Origin of the sequence: Micromonospora sp. WMMD723, from assembly GCF_049863385.1 — a bacterium.
In the GTDB taxonomy this organism is placed as follows: Bacteria; Actinomycetota; Actinomycetes; order Mycobacteriales; family Micromonosporaceae; genus Micromonospora; species Micromonospora wenchangensis.
In genome coordinates this window covers 3,955,327-3,971,147 of record NZ_JBMKNR010000001.1, presented here as the reverse complement: position 1 = coordinate 3,971,147, position 15,821 = coordinate 3,955,327, and the positions used below count along the sequence as shown (strand labels likewise).

Below are 15,821 nucleotides of genomic sequence, written 5' to 3'. Positions count from 1 at the left end.
CGACTCAGAACCGCTGTCGTTGCCGTGCTCGCGAAGGTCCACAGTCGCCGAGTTCCATCTTAGCGGGCACGCCGCGTGTCAGCTGAGACAGAATCTTGGGTGTGGGCGAGCCGGCTATCCGGTATGAGTGAGGTGTCCGCACCGGAGCGTCGTCCCGCTGCGACCACGACTAACCGACACTATCCACGGGCACGGCCCGTGATCAGCAGCATGCTCACGTCTCCGTCACGTATCTGAGGCCGGGGACGTTCTTCGTGTACGTCGATGTCGTATGCCCCGGTCGCGATATCGGCCACCACCTCGGAACGTACCAGTGCAACGGCCGGGAACGAACACCGACCGACGTGGTAGCCGGTGGAGCCGAGCATGACCGCCACGGCAAAGGGCGAGTCGGGGCGTAACGCCCGGAGGAACCGGGAGATGGCACGTTCGGCCTCCGCCCGATCGGCCGAGATGGAACACGCCACGAAGAACATCGTGCCGGCATCCCAGGCGTGTGTCGGCAGGTCGAAGACGCTGGTCTGCGACACCCGGCCGACCTTCGCCAGACACCGCCGCGGATCGGTCAGGGCCGCATACGTCGGGTGCTCCGCACACACCTGCCAGTACGGGTCCCACGTCGTATCGTAGGAGTCGACCTGCTGACGCAACCAGCGCACGTTCGATGTCGACCACTCACACAGGTCGATGGTGTGAGCGAACGGCAGGAGTGACAGCGTCGGATAGAGATTCGCTCCCGACCCCACGTCCACACAGCATGCGTCGGAAAGCTCGGCTCCGGCGAAGAAGTCCCTGGTCCGACGGAGGATCTCGCGATCGTCGTCCCGCAACTCCGCGTAGTTGTGTCGGATATATGCCTGCGGGTCGAACCCGTCCCATTCGACTTCCGCATTGACCGTTCCCGGTGCCCGAATCGACGCGGGCGAGGTCAACGGCTTGCTACCACCAGCAGCCGGGGTCATCGCCATGGCTGAGCCTCCATCGACGTCAGGGGTCACCTTCGGTGGCTCGCCTGCAAGCTTCAGTGCATCACCCATTGTGCATCGGACGTGCCGCCCGCCCATCAGGGCGCTCCGTCGGCACCCATGGCAGACCACTCCGACCGACCCTGTTCCCCGCGCCGACCTGGATCAGCGGCGAAATCGGCACCTTCTGGCCGTCAGGTGCACGCGTGCACGTCCACGTGGCGACAGACAGCCCATGCCCGCCGGTCCCAATGCCAGCGCAGACAGGCCAGGTGACGGGAAAGTTTGGATCGGCCTGCGGCTCACCGCCGGATCTGCCAGAGACGGTCGGCAACGCTTGGTGTCGCCTCCTCTCCCCGTTTCGCCAGGCAGATGTACGACCGGGAGATGAGGCTGAGGGCGACGGTGCCGGTCCAGGCCCAGGTGAGCCAGGACGGTGCGAGGCGGATCGCCGCAGCCCCGGCCAGTGGGGCTGCCGCAGTGACCAGGGACAGCAACCGGGTCCACGTGCTCCTGTGGAACCGGACAGAGATCGAGAAGGCAGACCGGTCGTACAGGGCGAGTGCCACGGAGAACAGCAGAGCCGCCAACAGTGCGGCGGTCAGCGACGAGGTGACCTCGGCGAAGGTGACCGGCAGGGACACCAGAAACGGGAAGACACCGCCGAACTCGGACAGCACATTGCCCCATTTGGCGTACCGCCCGAAGCTGTTGGTGCGCAGCCGGGCCAGTTCACCCGAGGTGTTCGCATAGATGATCAGAGACGAGGTGGTAGCCAGAGCCGCCCCCATCAACAGAACGCGTACCGCGTCCGGGAAGCTGGCGTAGGCAAAGGAGAGACCCAACAGGAAGGTGATCGAGGCAAGGGTGCCGCTGGCGAAGGCGACGCTGGCGTTGGTCTCGTCCGACTGCAGCGCGCCGAGATCATCCTTCTCGAAGCGTGAGATCTCGAACGCGGGCCCACTGGGCAGCGACAGCAGGGCAGTGATCTGGTACGACTCCGACGCGAGCAACGCGGACCACTGGAGAGCCCCCTTCACCGGGACGATGAACCGGTCATCGGGGTCGACGTACTCCACCCGGGATTTGTACTGGCAGTAGAACCTGTCTTGCCCTAGGCCGAAGTAGTCCGGCATGAGCGTGCGCACCACAAAGCCCCGGGATAGCAGGAGCCCGAGCATCGCCAGGTTCTGCGGGCTCGTGACCGTGGACACCGACGGCAGGTCGCGACGCTCCGGTGCCCATCCGGCATTGAGCAGATCCTCAAGGAGCGCGGTCCCGATTTTCTGGCGCCGGCAATCGGGGCGCACACCCAACGCGCCGATGTAGAGGTGGTGCTCGGATGGTGTCTCCCGCCGGAGGAAACCGACGATCTGGCCATCGAGGCGTACGACTCGGACGCGCCCCTGGCGCACAGCTTCCTCGATCTCGCCCGGAGCCGCGGGTTTCTGGGTCTCTTCGTCGGCCGGAAAGCAGACACCGTCCAGTGCGACGAGCACTGGGATCTCAGCCTCCGTGGCGTCGTCAATGCTCATAGCGGTGCTTCGGGGTCGCCTCGCGCCACTGTCCCTCGTCATCTACCCATCGTGGACCGCCGATACAACCCGCCACGTCGTCACACCATCGTGGCCCTAGTCGCCAACCCGACACTGCCGTCGTTCGGGTGGCTGAAAGAACTCCCGGATAAGTCATCCTCAAGCCGTGATCCGAAGTGACGAGATCACCGCCGGACCGCTCCGCTGCCACCTTTCGTCGTTCAGGGGCTGACCGAACATCGCCGCAGCGTCGATCTCCAAGCGCCATGCCACCCTCCGTGCCCGGGAGTGGAGGCCATCGCTACAGCGGGCCGGCCTTCCGATCGGGCTGCGGTTCCACGACCTGCGCCACTCGTACGCGACGTGGCTCGTCTCCGACGGCGTCCCGATCGACGTCGCCAAGGTGACGGGACACGAGCAGACATCCACCGCGCCCGAACCGGTACACGCACTCCCCCGGCGAACGTGACCTCCGGGTGCTGGCATCGTTCGCTACCTTCTCGCTGCCTCCCGGCCAGCATTCATCGACAGAAACGACTCAAGGCCCCTCAATCGAGGGGCCTTGAGCTTTGTATATCGAGGGTGGGCGATGCTGGTATCGAACCAGCGACCTCTTCGGTGTGAACGAAGCGCTCTCCCACTGAGCTAATCGCCCTCAGCGCCGTTGACTCTACCCGATCGTGCGCCGGAGCCAAAAACCCGGGGTGCCGGTCAGGTCGTGGCGAGGTGGTGCAGCAGTTGGGCGACCAGGTCGATGCCGAGGCTGTACTTGAGCGAGAGCCAGAGCACCACGGCGACGAAGACGAGGCCGACGGAGCCGAGCAGGAACCGCACGGGCAGGGAGCGGGTGGCGGCCCACCGGGTCCAGGCGTGGACGTGGCGGCGGGTGAAGCCGAGCAGCCGGCGGGCCCAGTGGAACTCGACGGCCCAGATGGCGAGGCCGGCGATGACGATCAGCCAACCGGGACCGGGTAGCGGGATGAGGGCGATGCCGACGGTCACCACGATCGCCCCGGCGACGGCGATGAATATCTTGAGGGCGACGCGGCCGGTGGGGTTGGCCCGGATCAGGTCGAGGGTGGTGCGCAGCCGCCACCGCCAGCCGGTGGGGCGGGCGGCGAGGGCGGTCCGACCGGATCGACCGCCGCCACCGCGGGCGCGCCCGTTGACCGGTCGGGCCCGGCCGCGGGAGTTGCGGGGGGTGCCAGCGACGCGACCGGCACGTCCGGCGTCGGAGGTCGCCCGACCGTCTCGGTCCGGTGGCTTGATCGGCACCCTGTCACCCCGCCTTTTGGCTGCCCGGGCCCCTACTTTCGGTGACTCGGCCCTACTCACCGCATCCATTGAGGAACGCTTCGCGGCCATTTCACCCCCCAGTGTCGTCCCGGCCCGTCACTTGCGCAGACCACTGGACGTTACCGGAGTAAGTCGACGACTGAACCACCCGACTTCGGACGGGCTCCCGACTGGGCAGAACCGGAAATCCTACAAGAATTCTCACATTCTCGCGGCGATTCGGACCCCCTTCCCACCACTGGGTGAAGTCAGCGTATGGCGGAGCGTAGCCAGCAGTAGCACCTGAGTATGGGAAAAGCGGGACACGCGCGTTCCGCAGCGGTGCCGGGGGGAGAACGTCCATGAGTGTCATCCGACCGACGACCGTAGAGGTCGAGACGTCGCTAAGGCTCGTCGCGCCTGACGCCACCGCCTTGCCGGTGCGTGCCAGCCTGCGTTACGACCCTGCTGACCCGTATGCGGTCCATGTCCTGTTCCACGCCGAGTCGGCCGGTGGCGAGGCGGTGAGCTGGTCTTTCGCCCGCGAACTGCTGGTCACCGGCCTCGACGAGCCGGCCGGCATCGGCGACGTGCGGGTCTGGCCCTGGGCCACCCCGCGCGGCGACTTCGTCGCGCTGGCCCTGTCGTCGCCGGACGGCAACGCCCTGTTCGAGGTCCCGCGCAGCGTGCTGGTGCGTTTCCTGCGCCGGACCTACGTCGTCGTCCCGCGCGGCCGGGAGGCCGAGCACCTGGACGTCGACACGGCGGTGACCCGGCTGCTCGCCGGTCGCTGACCAGTCTGCCCCGGAGCCGCGCGGATCTGCCGAGTCCGCGCGGCTCCGGCCGTCCAGCTCCGGTGTACGCGCCACGCCGCCCGGTCACGTCACCGCCCGTCGGGTCCGCGGTCAGCCGTGCGTGGTAATGCCCCCGTCCACCGGGATGACCGCGCCGGTCAGGTACGCCCCGGCCCGCGACGCCAGGAAGATCGCCGCGCCGGCCATGTCGTCGGGGCGACCGATCCGACCGAGCGGCACCTGCTGCGTGATCGCCGCCCGGGTCGCGGGGTCGTCCAGGGCGAAGGCCATCATCTTGCTCTCGAACGGGCCGGGGGCGATCGCGTTGACCGTGATCCGCTCGGCGGCGAGCTGGTGGGCGAGGCTACGGGTGAGCATGTGCACGGCGGCCTTGGTGGCCGAGTACGCGTACACCTCCATCGCCGGCACCCGGAGCCCGTCGATCGAGCCGATGTTGATCACGCGGGCCGGGTCGTCGTCGCCGGCCGCCGCCCGCAGCGCCGGCAGCAGGGCGGTGGTGAGCCGGAAGACCGCCTTCACGTTGACCGCCCAGAGCTTGTCGAACGCGCTTCCCGGGTACGACTCCAGCGGCGCGCCCCAGGTCGCCCCCGCGTTGTTGACCAGTACGTCGAGCCGGTCGTACCGCTCGCGGACGGCGGCGGCGAGAGCCTCGGCGCCCGCGTCGTCGCCCAGGTCGGCGGGGATCGCCTCGCACCGCCCCTCGGCCGACAACTCCGTGGCCACCGCCTCGCACACGTCGGCCTTGCGCGACGAGATGACGACCGTGGCCCCGGCCCGGACGAAGCCCCGGGCGATCATCAGCCCGATCCCCCGGGAGCCGCCGGTGACCAGAACCGTCTTGCCGTCGACCGAGAACAGATCCGTCATGAGCACCCCATCGCGCGTCGCGGTCCTTACCGATCGGTAACGTAGCCCGGCCCCGGCAGCCGGACAACCCCGGCGGGACGCCCCTCCACCGCAAGCGCGACAGAGTCCCGTCGCCGGGATGCGACCTGGGCCGTCCCCGGTTACGGTCGACGACGATGGTCCCTTCCGGTCAGCTCTCCCCGGCAACCCGTCCCGACCTGCCCCGCCCCGAGATCGACGTCCTGGAGCTGGGCGACCTCGTCCCCGGCACGGGCGCGCCCCGACCGGTCCTGCTCGACCACGATCTGCTCGCCCTGGTCACCGGCGGGCACGGCCTCGTCGAGCTGGACTTCCGGGCGCTGCCCTGCCACCCCGGCACCCTGCTGCGGGCCGTTCCCGGCCAGGTGCTGCGCTGCCCCGCGCGGCTCGACGCGGTCGTGCTCCGCTGGCACGCCGACGCGCTGCGCGGCCTGGACGTCGACCCCGCCGCCGTGCCGCAGCACCACCAGCTCACCGGTCCGGACGAGGACGCCGTCATCAACGAGGTCTCCCAACTCGTGGTGGACCACCGCCGGCACCGCGCCGACCCGGCCGCGCACCCCCTGCTGCGGCACCAGCTCGCGGTGCTGCTGATCCGGCTCGCCCTGCTGCCCGGCGTCCGCGACTCCGGCGCGACGCCCGACGACACCGACCCGCAGCGGACCGAGCGGGCCACGTTCCGCCGGTTCTGCCGGGAGGTGGAGGCGGGGTACCCGTACACCCGGCGGGTGGAGGACTATGCGGCCCGGCTGGGTTGCTCGGTGCGTACCCTGACCCGGGCCTGCCTGGCGGTGACCGGGCGCAGCGCCAAGCAGGTGGTCGACGAGCGGGTCGCGCTGCAGGCCCGTCGGCTGCTCGCCGCCACCGACGAACCGGTGGCCCAGATCGGTCGGCAGCTCGGCTTCCCCGAGCCGACGAACTTCGGCCGGTTCTTCACCCGCGAGGTTGGGGTGAGTCCGGGCGCGTTCCGGGCCGCCCGGGACCGCCCGTCGGCGCGGATAGTCCGACCACGGCGACCCGCTGACCCCGCTGACCCCGACGGACGGGCATGATGGCATGGTGCAGATCTCCGCGCGCGGCGACTATGCGGTTCGAGCGGCCCTGAGCCTGGCCACCGCCTACCCCTCCCTGCTCTCCACCCAGGCGATCGCCAGCGAGCAGGACATGCCGCGCAAGTTTCTCGAAGCGGTCCTGGCCGACCTGCGTCGGGCCGGCGTGGTCCGCGCGCAGCGCGGCGCCGAGGGCGGCTACACCCTGGCCCGACCACCGCGCGAGGTCACCGTCGGGGCGATCCTGCGCGCCGTCGAGGGCCCGTTGGCCGGGGTACGCGGGCTGCGTCCCGAGGAGACCCGGTACGAGGGCTCGGCGGAGAACCTCCCCCGGCTCTGGGTGGCGGTGCGCGCCGCCGTCCGGCAGGTGCTCGACGAGGTGACTCTGGCCGAGGTGGTCAGCGGACGGCTCCCGACGCACGTCCGCAAGCTGACCACCCTGCCCGACGCGTGGGAGCCGCGCTGACGGTCGCGCCACCCGTCGGTACGCCGGCCCCGCCCGTCGCACCCTCCCGCCGTGGTCCACACCGTCCAGCCCTGGACCGGGACCAGGTTTCGGTTTTCGTGGATGCGGGCATCTATCGGGCCGAGACGGCAACGACGACAGGGAACGCGAAGGGAGCGCCACGATGGGTCTGATGTTCCGTAAGCGCAAGAAGTACGGGCCGATCATCCTGAACTTCACCGAGAACGGCTTCTCGTCGTGGAGCATCAAGATCGGTCGTTGGTCGTGGAACTCCCGCGCCAAGGCGCACCGTGTCGACCTGCCGGGCCCGCTGTCCTGGAAGCAGGACAAGTCCCGGGCGTGACGCCCTTGCGTCGAACGGGGTGCCGGTGGTCCACCGGCACCCCGTTCGGCGTCCACGCCGGCCCACCGCCGGCCGGGTTCGGCGTCCACGCCCCGTACCGCCGCCTGCCGGGTTCGGCGTTCCCCGGATCGGGGCGGTCCCGACGGCGCAGAATCGCCGCATGGCGAGCGACGACGGAACCTGGGCGCGGATGCGACGGCACACCCTGGCCGCCTGCGTCCTGCTGGTGGTCAGCTACTTCCTGATTCCGTTGGAGCCCGATCCGAACGGGCTGCGGCTGACCCTGCGCGCGGTCGGCACCCTGCTGTTGATCGGCGTGGTCACCGTCCTGGTCACCCGTCAGGTGGGCCGCCAGTTGGGGGCCCGCGCCCCGGTCGGCAGGGACGAGGTCCGCTCGTTGAGCCGGCTGGTGGTGGCGCTGGTCGCGGGGCTGCTCGCGTTCGCGGTCGCCGACTACGTGGTGGCCGGCAGCGGGCCGGGGCAGTTCTCGGGGCTGCACACCCGCTTGGACGCGCTCTATTTCGCCCTGACCACCCTCACCACGGTCGGCTACGGCGACGTGCACGCCCAGGGGCAGCTCGCCAAGGCGATCGTCTGCGTGCAGATGGTGTTCAGCATCGGGGTGATCGCCACCGGGGCGTCCATCGTGGTCAGGCAGTTGACCGGGCGGCCGGGGCGGGGTCTGCGCTGATCAGCACGTCCCCGCCGAGCCGCCCGTGCTCCGGGTCCCGGGTGACCAGGCCTGCGTCCAGCAGCCCGGTCAGCGCCCGCCCGGCGTCCCCGGCCCGGTAGGCGGTCGCGGTCAGCGCGTGCCGGCGCAGCTCGGTCACCGTACGCGGGCCGTGGCGGGTCAGCTCGGCGAGCAGTTCGTCGCGCAGCGGGCCGGTGGGCGGTTCCGCCACCACGTCGAGCAGGCCACCGGCCGGGTCCCGGTAATGGACGGCGACGCCGTCGGCTCCGGCGGCGTCGGTGGCCCAGAGCGCGTCCTTGAACGCCTCCAGGCTCTTGTCCAGGCCGGTGCCGAAGGCGACCAGGGGGGCCGGCGTCCCGTCGGCGGGGACCAGCTCGACCTCGGCGACCAGGGGAAACCCGGCGGCGGTCAGGGCCGGCCGCAGGCTGGGGCCGGTGCCGGTGAGCAGCACCTCGGCCGGGCGGCCGGTGGTCGTGGCGGCCAGCAGCGCCGGCGTCGGTGCCGCACCGTCGACCACGGTGAGCAGTGGTGCGCCGGCCGCTCCGGCCGCCTTGAGCACCACCGGCAGCCGGGCCGGATCGCCGGGCACCACGTGCACGGCCACGTCGCCGGGCAGGCCGGCCTCGACGACGCCGAGCCGGGCGGGCAGCTCGGGGCCGCCGTCGGCGAGCACCAGCACGGTGAGCCGGCGGCCCCGGAGCCGGTCGGCGAAGCCGGCCACCACCCGCAGGGCCGCCTCGGCGGTGCCGGGGTCACCGGTGTACGCCAGGGCGAGGGTGGCCCGCCGGGAGCGGTGCAGGGCCCCCGGCAGCCAGTGCTCGAGCTGACGGACGAGCAGTCCGCCCAGGACGGCGTCGATCGACATGCTGTCGTTCTACCGTACGGCCGTTCAGGCCGGGACGGAGATCCCCACCCCGCCCCGGGTCTGTCCGCCGTAGCGGGCCCGTTCGCGGTCGAGGTCGAGCCGGCCGATCCGCTTGCGGGCGGCGAGGGTGTCCTCGTCGAGCTGGTCGGCCGGGACGATCCAGACGATCTCGAACTCCAGCCCGTCGGGGTCACGGCCGTAGAGGCTCTTGGTGGTGCCGTGGTCGGAGGTGCCGACCAGGGCGTCGGCGGCGGCCAGCCGCTGGGCGGTGGCGGCCAGCTCGTCGAGGGTGTCCAACTCCCAGGCCAGGTGGTAGAGGCCGACGGTGGCCCGGCCGGCCTGCGAGCGGCCGGCGTTCGTGCCGATCTCGAACAGACCGAGGTCGTGGTCGTTGGTCGAGTCGGGGGCCTGGAGGAAGGCCGCGCCCCGGAACCCGTCCGGGGTCATCGGCACCGGGCGGAAGCCCAGCACGTCGCGGTAGAAGTCGATGCTGCGACGCAGGTCGGAGACGTATAGCACGGCGTGGTTGAGGCGGTGGATTCCCATGTCCACCACGCTAGCGCGGTTTTGTTGAGCGTTCAACTATTTCGGTTATGATGGTCGTCATGACCCGCTGGCTGGACCCCGACGAGCAGCAGACCTGGCGCGCCTTCCTGACCGCCACCCGGGCGCTGACCGACACCCTCGACCGCGAGCTGCAACACGACGCCGGGATGCCGCACGCCTACTACGAGATCCTGGTCCGGCTCTCCGAGGTGCCCGACCGGCGGCTGCGGATGAGCGAGCTGGCCGACCTCACCGGCTCCTCGCGCAGCCGGCTCTCGCACGCCGTCGCCCGGCTGGAGACCACCGGTTGGGTATGCCGCGAGGACTGCCCCACCGACCGGCGCGGGCAGGTCGCCGTGCTCACCGACGCCGGTTTCGCGGCGCTCGCCGCCGCTGCGCCCGGCCACGTCGAGGGGGTACGCCGGCACCTGTTCGACGCGCTCAGCCCCGCCCAGGTCGACCAGTTGCGCCGGATCAGCGAGACGCTGGTCGCCCACCTGACCGGTTCTTGACCAAGTTGCCGACCGGCAAGGGTTGTACTAACCGTTGCCGGCCAAGCACGATGGGGCGTGTCTTCCGGCTTCGGTGAACTGACCCTCCAGGCGCAGCACCTGGTGTCCGCCGGCGACCTGGCCGGTGCCCAGCGACTGCTGGCCGATGCGCTGACCGACGCGGACCCCCGCCCCGATCATGCCTCCCCCGAGCTGGCCGAGGCCGCCGGGCTCCAGGCCCGACTGCTGGTCACCCTCGGCGAACCCCACTCCGCACGCGGCTGGGCCGCCTTCGCGTACGCGGCGTCGAGCCGCTTGTACGGCATCTCCGACCAGCGGACCATCTCGGCGGCGGCCACCCTGGCGGCGGTGCTGCACCGGGTCGGCAGCGACGCCCGCGCCGCCCGGCTCTACTCCGAGGTGATCCTGGAGCTGACCGCCCACGACGGTCCCGAGTCGCTGCGGGTGCTCGCCGCGCACGCCGACCTGGCCACCGTGGAGTATGCCCGGGGCCAGTGCTCCGAGGCCCGTGAACGCCTCCAGGACGCCTGGGAGCTGCACCGCGAGGTGTACGGCGACGGCCACGCCAGTGGCATCAAGATGCTCGCCCGACTCGGTGCCATGCAACGCGACTGCGGCCGGTTCGACGAGGCGCACGACAACCTCGCCCTCGCCCGCGAGCTGGCCCGTGAGCACCTGGCTCCCGACGACCCGCTCGCCCGGCAGGTGGCCGCCCTGGCCCGCGCCGCCGCCGACCCCGACCACGTCTGCGACGACGAGCCCAGCCCCGAGCGCGGTACGCCGGTGGTGCCGGCCGCCCGCACCCCGCCGCCCGCCGAGGGGCCGCCCGACCTGCCCGGCTGGTCGGCCGGCCCGGTGCCACCCGACGATCAGTACCCGCCGACGGTGCCCGGCCAGCGGATGCCCGCCGACGACACCGGCTACCCGCCGGACGCCGGCCGTCCCGGTCCCGCCGACCCCTACGGCGCCCCCGACCGGTTCGATCCCCCTGACCGGTTCGGCACACCCGGCCGCTTCGGCGCGGCCGGCACCGCGGCAGGTGGCGGGTATTCCGCCGGCACCGGCTATCCCACCGACAGCGGCTATCCGGCCGGCACCGGCTACGGCCCCTGGGACGGCCAGCCCGGCGGGGACGGCTACCGGGCCGGCGGCGGTCCGGACGATGTCGGCTACCCGGGCGATACCGGCTATCCGGGCGGCAGCGGCTACCCGACCTCCGGTCATCCGACCTCAGCTCACCCGGCGTCGGGCCGCACGGTCGAGTCGGGCTATCCGGCGGGCGCGGGTCATCCGACCGAGCCGGGTGATTTCGGCAGGCCCGGTCATCCCGGTGGACCCGGTCATCCCGGTGGGCCGGGGTATGCGCCAGGGTCGGGCCGGATCGACGACGACGGACGCTGGCCGCCCGAGCCGGCCGCGGCCGGGACGACCGGTTCCACGACCGGCGAATGGCGGGACACCCCCTACGCCCCGCCGCTGTCGCAGAGCCGCCGGGACGAGGAGGCGGCCGGGGTACGCCGGGTCACGCCCACCGAGCCACCGGTGGACCCGTCACGGTTGCTGCCCGTACTGGTGCCGCGCCGGCACGCCCCGCCCCGCCGCCGCCCGGGTGCCGTACCGCTGGTGGCCGCCGGGGTGGCCGTGGTGCTGCTGGGTGCGGTCGCGGTGATCGCCGGGGTGTCCCAGGTGGGCGGCTCCGACGCGCCGCCGCCCGCCGCTCCGAGCGAGGCCGCCCCGACCGCCGCCACGCCGAACGCCGGCCCGCCCGCCTCGCCGGGCACCCCACCGGGGCGGGTGACGCTGCGGGACCGACCCGACGGCATCACCCTGACCTGGACGTACCCGGCCGGCAGCGAGGGTCCGGTGGTGCTTTCCGCCGCCCAGGCCGGGCAGGACCCGCGCCCCTTCCAGACCCTCCCACCCGGCACCGACAGCTTCGTCGTGCACGGCCTGGACCGCACCACCAACTACTGCTTCACCGTCGCCGTCGTCTGGTCCACCGACGTGGTGGCCCGAGCCAAACGCGTCTGCACCACCCGCCGCTGATCCACCCCTGCCCACCGGCCCCGTCGCCCCCGCCCCGCGCCGCGACGCCCACCCATGTTGATCAAGAGGTTTGCGTCACCCCCAGCGGAATTCCCGACGCAAACCTCTTGATCACCGCAGGCGGACGGGGCACGCCAGGGCGGGGCACGCCGGGGCGGGGCACGCCGGGGCGGGGCACGCCGGGGCGGGGCACGCCGGGGCGGGCTGCCGCGCTCGCGCGGGCGGGGACCACGGGCGGGTGGCAGGCACGGCGGGAGGTGGGTCAGTCGGGGTCGGGTAGGACCGGCAGGTGGAGTCGGACGGTCAGGCCGGGGTGGGCGTCGTCGAGGGTGACGGTGCCGCCGCCCCGGCGTACCAGCTCGCGCACGATGGCCAGGCCGAGTCCGGCACCGCCCGCGTCCCGGGCCCGCCCCTCGTCCAGCCGGGCGAACCGGCGGAACACCCGCTCCCGGTCCGCGACCGGGATTCCCGGTCCGTCGTCGGTCACCGTCACCAGGTGGTACGTCCCGTCGGCCGCCGGTTGGACCGCCAGCACCACCCGGGTACGGGCGTGCCGGACGGCGTTGTCGACCAGGTTCCCCAGCACCCGCCGCAGTTCGTCGGGCACACCGACGGTCCACACCGCACCCGCCGCCGCGACGACGGTCACCTCCGGTGACACCGCCCGACCCGCCCCGACGACGACGCCCTCCGGCGACTCACCCGCCCCCACGACGGCGGCCTCCACCGGCCCCGCCCCCACGACGGCGGCCTCCCGCGGCCCGGCCGTACCCGCGACGACGGCGGCCTCCGGCGACCCGGCAGTCCCGGCGGTCGGGCCGGGCCAGCGGGCGGCGGCCTCGGTGAGCAGGGCACCCAGCTCCACCGGCTCCGCCGCGCGGAGGTGGTCGACCTGGTGTGCCGGCTCCTCGTCGAGGCGGGCGAGCAGGAGCAGGTCGTCGACGAGCCGGCCCAGCCGTTCGGTGTCGGTGAGCAGGTCGGCGGCGACGGCAGGCCAGTCGGTACGGTCACCGAGGCGCTGAGCCACCTCCAGTTCGGTACGCATGTTCGTCAACGGGCTGCGCAGTTCGTGTGCCGCGTCGGCGAGGAACGACCGTTGCCGGGCGCGGGCCGCCGCCAACCGGTCCAGCATGTCGTTGAGGGTGACCGCCAGCCGGTGGATCTCGTCCTGGGAGGCGGGTACGGGCAGCCGGCCGGCCGCGTCCCGCCCGGTGATCTCGGCGGCCCCGCTGCGTAGCGCCTCGACCGGGCGCAGGGTGGCCCCGACCACCCGCCAGGCGACCACCGCGAGCAGCCCCACCAGCAGCGGGAAGGCGACCAGTAGCACCGTACGGGCGGCCTGGGTGGCGTGCCTGACGTCCACCGTGGAGCGGCCCACCAGCACGGTCACCGGCTCCCCCGCCGACCGGGCGGGTACCGCCACCACGCGTACCGGCCCCTCCCAGCCGAGCCGTTGGCCGGGTACCACGGTGCGCTGCCGGCCGGTGCCGGTGAGCTGGTCGGGGCGGACCATCGGCACCAGCCGGTCGGCGTCGATGGAGGCGGCCCGGATCCGCCCGGCGGAGTCGACCACCTGGACCCGTAGCTGCCCACCGGCCACCGGCAGCGGATCGGGCAGGGCGTTCTCCCCGGCCAGTCGGGCGACCGCGTCGGCGGTGCGGAACGCCTCCTCGTCGACGGTGCGTTGCAGCGTCCAGCCGAGCGCCACCAGCAGCACCACCCCGCCGAGGGCCAGCCCGACCGACAGGCCGGCCACGCCGAGCACCATCAGCCGGGCGCGCAGCCCGAGCGCCGACCAGCGCAGCCGGCTCACGGGATCAGCCGGTAGCCGGCGCCCCGGACGGTCTCCAACCGGTCCCGGCCGATCTTGCGGCGCAGGTAGCCGACGTACACCTCGACGGCGTTCGGGGCGGTCCGCAGGCTGGCGTCCCAGACGTGGTCGAGCAGTTCGGTCTTGGAGATCACCTCGCCGGGGCGGCGGATCAGGTATTCGAGCAGCGCGAACTCCCGGGCGGTGAGCACCACCTCGGCGTCGGCCCTCGTGACCCGGCGGCGGGCCGGGTCCAGCCGCAGGTCCCCGACGGCGAGCACGGTCGGCCGTTCCGGTGCGCCCCGGCGCAGCAGCGCCCGCAGCCGGGCCACCAGCACCACGTACGAGAAGGGTTTGGTCAGGTAGTCGTCGGCCCCGCAGTCCAGCCCGTCGGCCTGGTCGTACTCGCCGTCCTTGGCGGAGAGCATCAGCACCGGCAGCCAGTGCTCGTCGGCGCGCAGCCGGCGGACCACCTCGTAGCCGGACAGGCCGGGGAGCATCACGTCGAGGATCATCGCGTCGTAGCCGCCGTGCCGGGCGGCGTCCAGCCCCGCCGGGCCGGTGCCGGCCGTGTCCACCACGAACCCCTCGGCTGTGAGGCCACGTTGCAACGCCGCCGCCAACCGGGCCTCATCCTCCACCACCAGCACCCGCATCGTCCCAGCGTGCCACCTCGACGCGACGGACCGGCACGCCGTCCTCAGCGGGCTCACAGCAGCGAACCGGCAGGATGGTCGCAGGAGGTGCGCTCATGTCCGTACTGAAGAACCGTTCCACCCTGCGGTGGCTGGTGCCGCTGACCGCCGCGGTCACCGTCGTCGGTGGGGGTGCCGCGATCGGCACGTTCGCCGCGAACGCCGAGCCGGCCCTGCCGCCGCGCAGCGCCGCCCAACTCCTCGTCGACCTGCAGACCGCCCGGCTGGACGGGTTGTCCGGCACGGTGGTGCAGCGGGCCGACCTCGGGCTGCCGCCGCTGGCCGGGCTGGCCGGCGGGGACGCCGCGCTGCTCACCGGCACGCACACCCTGCGGGTCTGGTACTCGGGGCCGGACCGGCAGCGGGTCGCGTTGCTCGACACCCTGGGCGAGCGGGACGTCATCCGTTCCGGTCGGGACGTGTGGACCTGGGACAGCAAGGCCAACACGGCGACGCACCGGACGCTGCCGGAGTCGACCGGGCGGGCGGCGGAGGGCGCGTTGCCGGTCACCCCGAAGGACGCCGCCGAGCAGGCGTTGGCCGCCGTCGACCCGAGCACGCTGGTGACCACCGGCCGGTCGGCCACGGTCGCCGGTCGGGACGCGTACGAGCTGGTGCTCACCCCCCGTGACGAGGCGTCCCTGGTGCACCAGGTGCGGATCGCCATCGACGCGACGGAGCACGTGCCGCTGCGGTTCGAGGTGCTCGCCGACGGGGCCGACCGGCCGGCGTTCGAGGTGGCCTTCACCCAGGTCGACTACCGTCGTCCCGACGCCGACCAGTTCACCTTCAACCCGCCGCCCGGGGTGAAGGTGTCCGAGGAGACCACCGGCCGGCCGGGGTCGAAGGCCGGTCCGCACCGCAAGGAGGGCAAGCCGGGCGCGCAGCGTCCGGGGGCCGGGGACGCGGGTCTGCGTACCGTGGGGACGGGCTGGACCACCGTGCTGGTGGCGCGGACCGGCGCGGCGGACGTGGCGCGGACGCCGGCCGGTGACGCGGCGAAGCCGGGACCGGCCGACGGCCCCGGCGCGGCGCAGGCCCTCGACCTGCTCAACGGGTTGCCGAAGGTCAGCGGGGACTGGGGCAGCGGTCGGTTGTTCGCCGGGAAGCTGTTCAGCGTGCTGCTCACCGATGACGGGCGGGTGCTCGCCGGTCTGGTGACGCCGGAGCGGCTGTACGAGGCGGCGCGGGGCTGATCCCGCACGTCACGACCCTCGGGGGTCCGGGTCGGCGCGAGCCGACGCGGGCCCCCGTCGCCGTGTCCGGCATGGGTTCGGAGTCGTGTCCGGCGTGGGCTCGGAGTCGTGTCCGGCAGGCTTGGTG

The 15,821-nt window shown here is 72.7% G+C and carries 17 protein-coding genes and 1 tRNA gene; 9 read left to right on the top strand and 9 right to left on the bottom strand.

Annotation, left to right across the window (positions count from 1 at the left end; all coding sequences use genetic code 11):
- Positions 1-179: 179 nt before the first annotated feature.
- A complete protein-coding gene (locus ACN261_RS17965; RefSeq protein WP_425851153.1) occupies positions 180-968 on the bottom strand; it encodes an SCO2525 family SAM-dependent methyltransferase in 789 nt (262 codons plus the stop codon).
- A gap of 299 nt (positions 969-1,267) precedes the next feature.
- Positions 1,268-2,500, bottom strand: coding sequence for a GNAT family N-acetyltransferase (locus ACN261_RS17960; protein ID WP_425851151.1), 1,233 nt, complete (start codon positions 2,498-2,500; stop codon positions 1,268-1,270).
- A 238-nt stretch (positions 2,501-2,738) separates the two neighbouring features.
- Here ACN261_RS17960 and ACN261_RS17955 point away from each other — a divergent pair, with 238 nt between their 5' ends.
- Positions 2,739-2,969, top strand: a complete 231-nt coding sequence (locus tag ACN261_RS17955; protein WP_425853619.1) for a tyrosine-type recombinase/integrase — start codon at positions 2,739-2,741, stop codon at positions 2,967-2,969.
- Positions 2,970-3,083: 114 nt separating this feature from the next.
- On the opposite strand, the gene ACN261_RS17950 is transcribed toward ACN261_RS17955, so the two are convergent.
- Positions 3,084-3,155: transfer RNA gene (locus ACN261_RS17950), tRNA-Val, on the bottom strand.
- A 56-nt stretch (positions 3,156-3,211) separates the two neighbouring features.
- Entirely contained in the window at positions 3,212-3,844 is a 633-nt protein-coding gene (locus ACN261_RS17945; protein ID WP_425851149.1) for a TIGR02611 family protein, read from the bottom strand.
- A gap of 293 nt (positions 3,845-4,137) precedes the next feature.
- Here ACN261_RS17945 and ACN261_RS17940 point away from each other — a divergent pair, with 293 nt between their 5' ends.
- Positions 4,138-4,569, top strand: coding sequence for an SsgA family sporulation/cell division regulator (locus ACN261_RS17940; RefSeq protein WP_053653619.1), 432 nt, complete (start codon positions 4,138-4,140; stop codon positions 4,567-4,569).
- 111 nt (positions 4,570-4,680) lie between these two features.
- On the opposite strand, the gene ACN261_RS17935 is transcribed toward ACN261_RS17940, so the two are convergent.
- Positions 4,681-5,457 (bottom strand): glucose 1-dehydrogenase, encoded by a 777-nt coding sequence (locus ACN261_RS17935; RefSeq protein WP_421486515.1) that lies wholly within the window; start codon positions 5,455-5,457, stop codon positions 4,681-4,683.
- Positions 5,458-5,612: 155 nt separating this feature from the next.
- Here ACN261_RS17935 and ACN261_RS17930 point away from each other — a divergent pair, with 155 nt between their 5' ends.
- The 4 genes from ACN261_RS17930 (at position 5,613) to ACN261_RS17915 (ending at position 8,024) form a co-directional block, all read left to right on the top strand.
- Entirely contained in the window at positions 5,613-6,527 is a 915-nt protein-coding gene (locus tag ACN261_RS17930; RefSeq protein WP_425851146.1) for a helix-turn-helix transcriptional regulator, read from the top strand.
- 7 nt (positions 6,528-6,534) lie between these two features.
- Positions 6,535-6,990, top strand: coding sequence for an RrF2 family transcriptional regulator (locus tag ACN261_RS17925; protein ID WP_204924179.1), 456 nt, complete (start codon positions 6,535-6,537; stop codon positions 6,988-6,990).
- 163 nt (positions 6,991-7,153) lie between these two features.
- Entirely contained in the window at positions 7,154-7,333 is a 180-nt protein-coding gene (locus ACN261_RS17920) for a DUF4236 domain-containing protein (RefSeq protein WP_007075522.1), read from the top strand.
- A 160-nt stretch (positions 7,334-7,493) separates the two neighbouring features.
- A complete protein-coding gene (locus ACN261_RS17915) occupies positions 7,494-8,024 on the top strand; it encodes a potassium channel family protein (protein WP_425851144.1) in 531 nt (176 codons plus the stop codon).
- Here the strand turns inward: ACN261_RS17915 and ACN261_RS17910 are convergent.
- Both ACN261_RS17910 and ACN261_RS17905 read right to left on the bottom strand, forming a co-directional pair.
- Entirely contained in the window at positions 7,984-8,889 is a 906-nt protein-coding gene (locus ACN261_RS17910) for a hypothetical protein (protein WP_421486512.1), read from the bottom strand. The two genes, ACN261_RS17915 and ACN261_RS17910, sit on opposite strands and share 41 nt — an antisense overlap.
- 24 nt (positions 8,890-8,913) lie before the next feature.
- Complete coding sequence (locus ACN261_RS17905) at positions 8,914-9,435, bottom strand: VOC family protein (RefSeq protein WP_420118955.1); 522 nt, start codon at positions 9,433-9,435, stop codon at positions 8,914-8,916.
- Positions 9,436-9,485: 50 nt separating this feature from the next.
- On the opposite strand from ACN261_RS17905, the gene ACN261_RS17900 reads away from it, so the two are divergent.
- Together ACN261_RS17900 and ACN261_RS17895 are read left to right on the top strand one after the other, a co-directional pair.
- Positions 9,486-9,947 (top strand): MarR family winged helix-turn-helix transcriptional regulator, encoded by a 462-nt coding sequence (locus ACN261_RS17900; RefSeq protein ID WP_421487039.1) that lies wholly within the window; start codon positions 9,486-9,488, stop codon positions 9,945-9,947.
- Positions 9,948-10,004: 57 nt separating this feature from the next.
- Entirely contained in the window at positions 10,005-11,993 is a 1,989-nt protein-coding gene (locus tag ACN261_RS17895) for a tetratricopeptide repeat protein (protein ID WP_425851141.1), read from the top strand.
- Positions 11,994-12,255: 262 nt separating this feature from the next.
- Here ACN261_RS17895 and ACN261_RS17890 read toward each other — a convergent pair whose 3' ends face one another.
- Complete coding sequence (locus ACN261_RS17890; protein ID WP_425853618.1) at positions 12,256-13,761, bottom strand: HAMP domain-containing sensor histidine kinase; 1,506 nt, start codon at positions 13,759-13,761, stop codon at positions 12,256-12,258.
- A gap of 41 nt (positions 13,762-13,802) precedes the next feature.
- Complete coding sequence (locus tag ACN261_RS17885) at positions 13,803-14,459, bottom strand: response regulator transcription factor (RefSeq protein WP_145922653.1); 657 nt, start codon at positions 14,457-14,459, stop codon at positions 13,803-13,805.
- A 95-nt stretch (positions 14,460-14,554) separates the two neighbouring features.
- Between ACN261_RS17885 and ACN261_RS17880 the strand changes: the two genes are divergently transcribed.
- The gene (locus ACN261_RS17880) at positions 14,555-15,694 is read left to right on the top strand and encodes a LolA family protein (RefSeq protein ID WP_421486510.1); all 1,140 of its coding nucleotides are present in this window, start codon (positions 14,555-14,557) and stop codon (positions 15,692-15,694) included.
- Positions 15,695-15,821 lie beyond the last annotated feature (127 nt).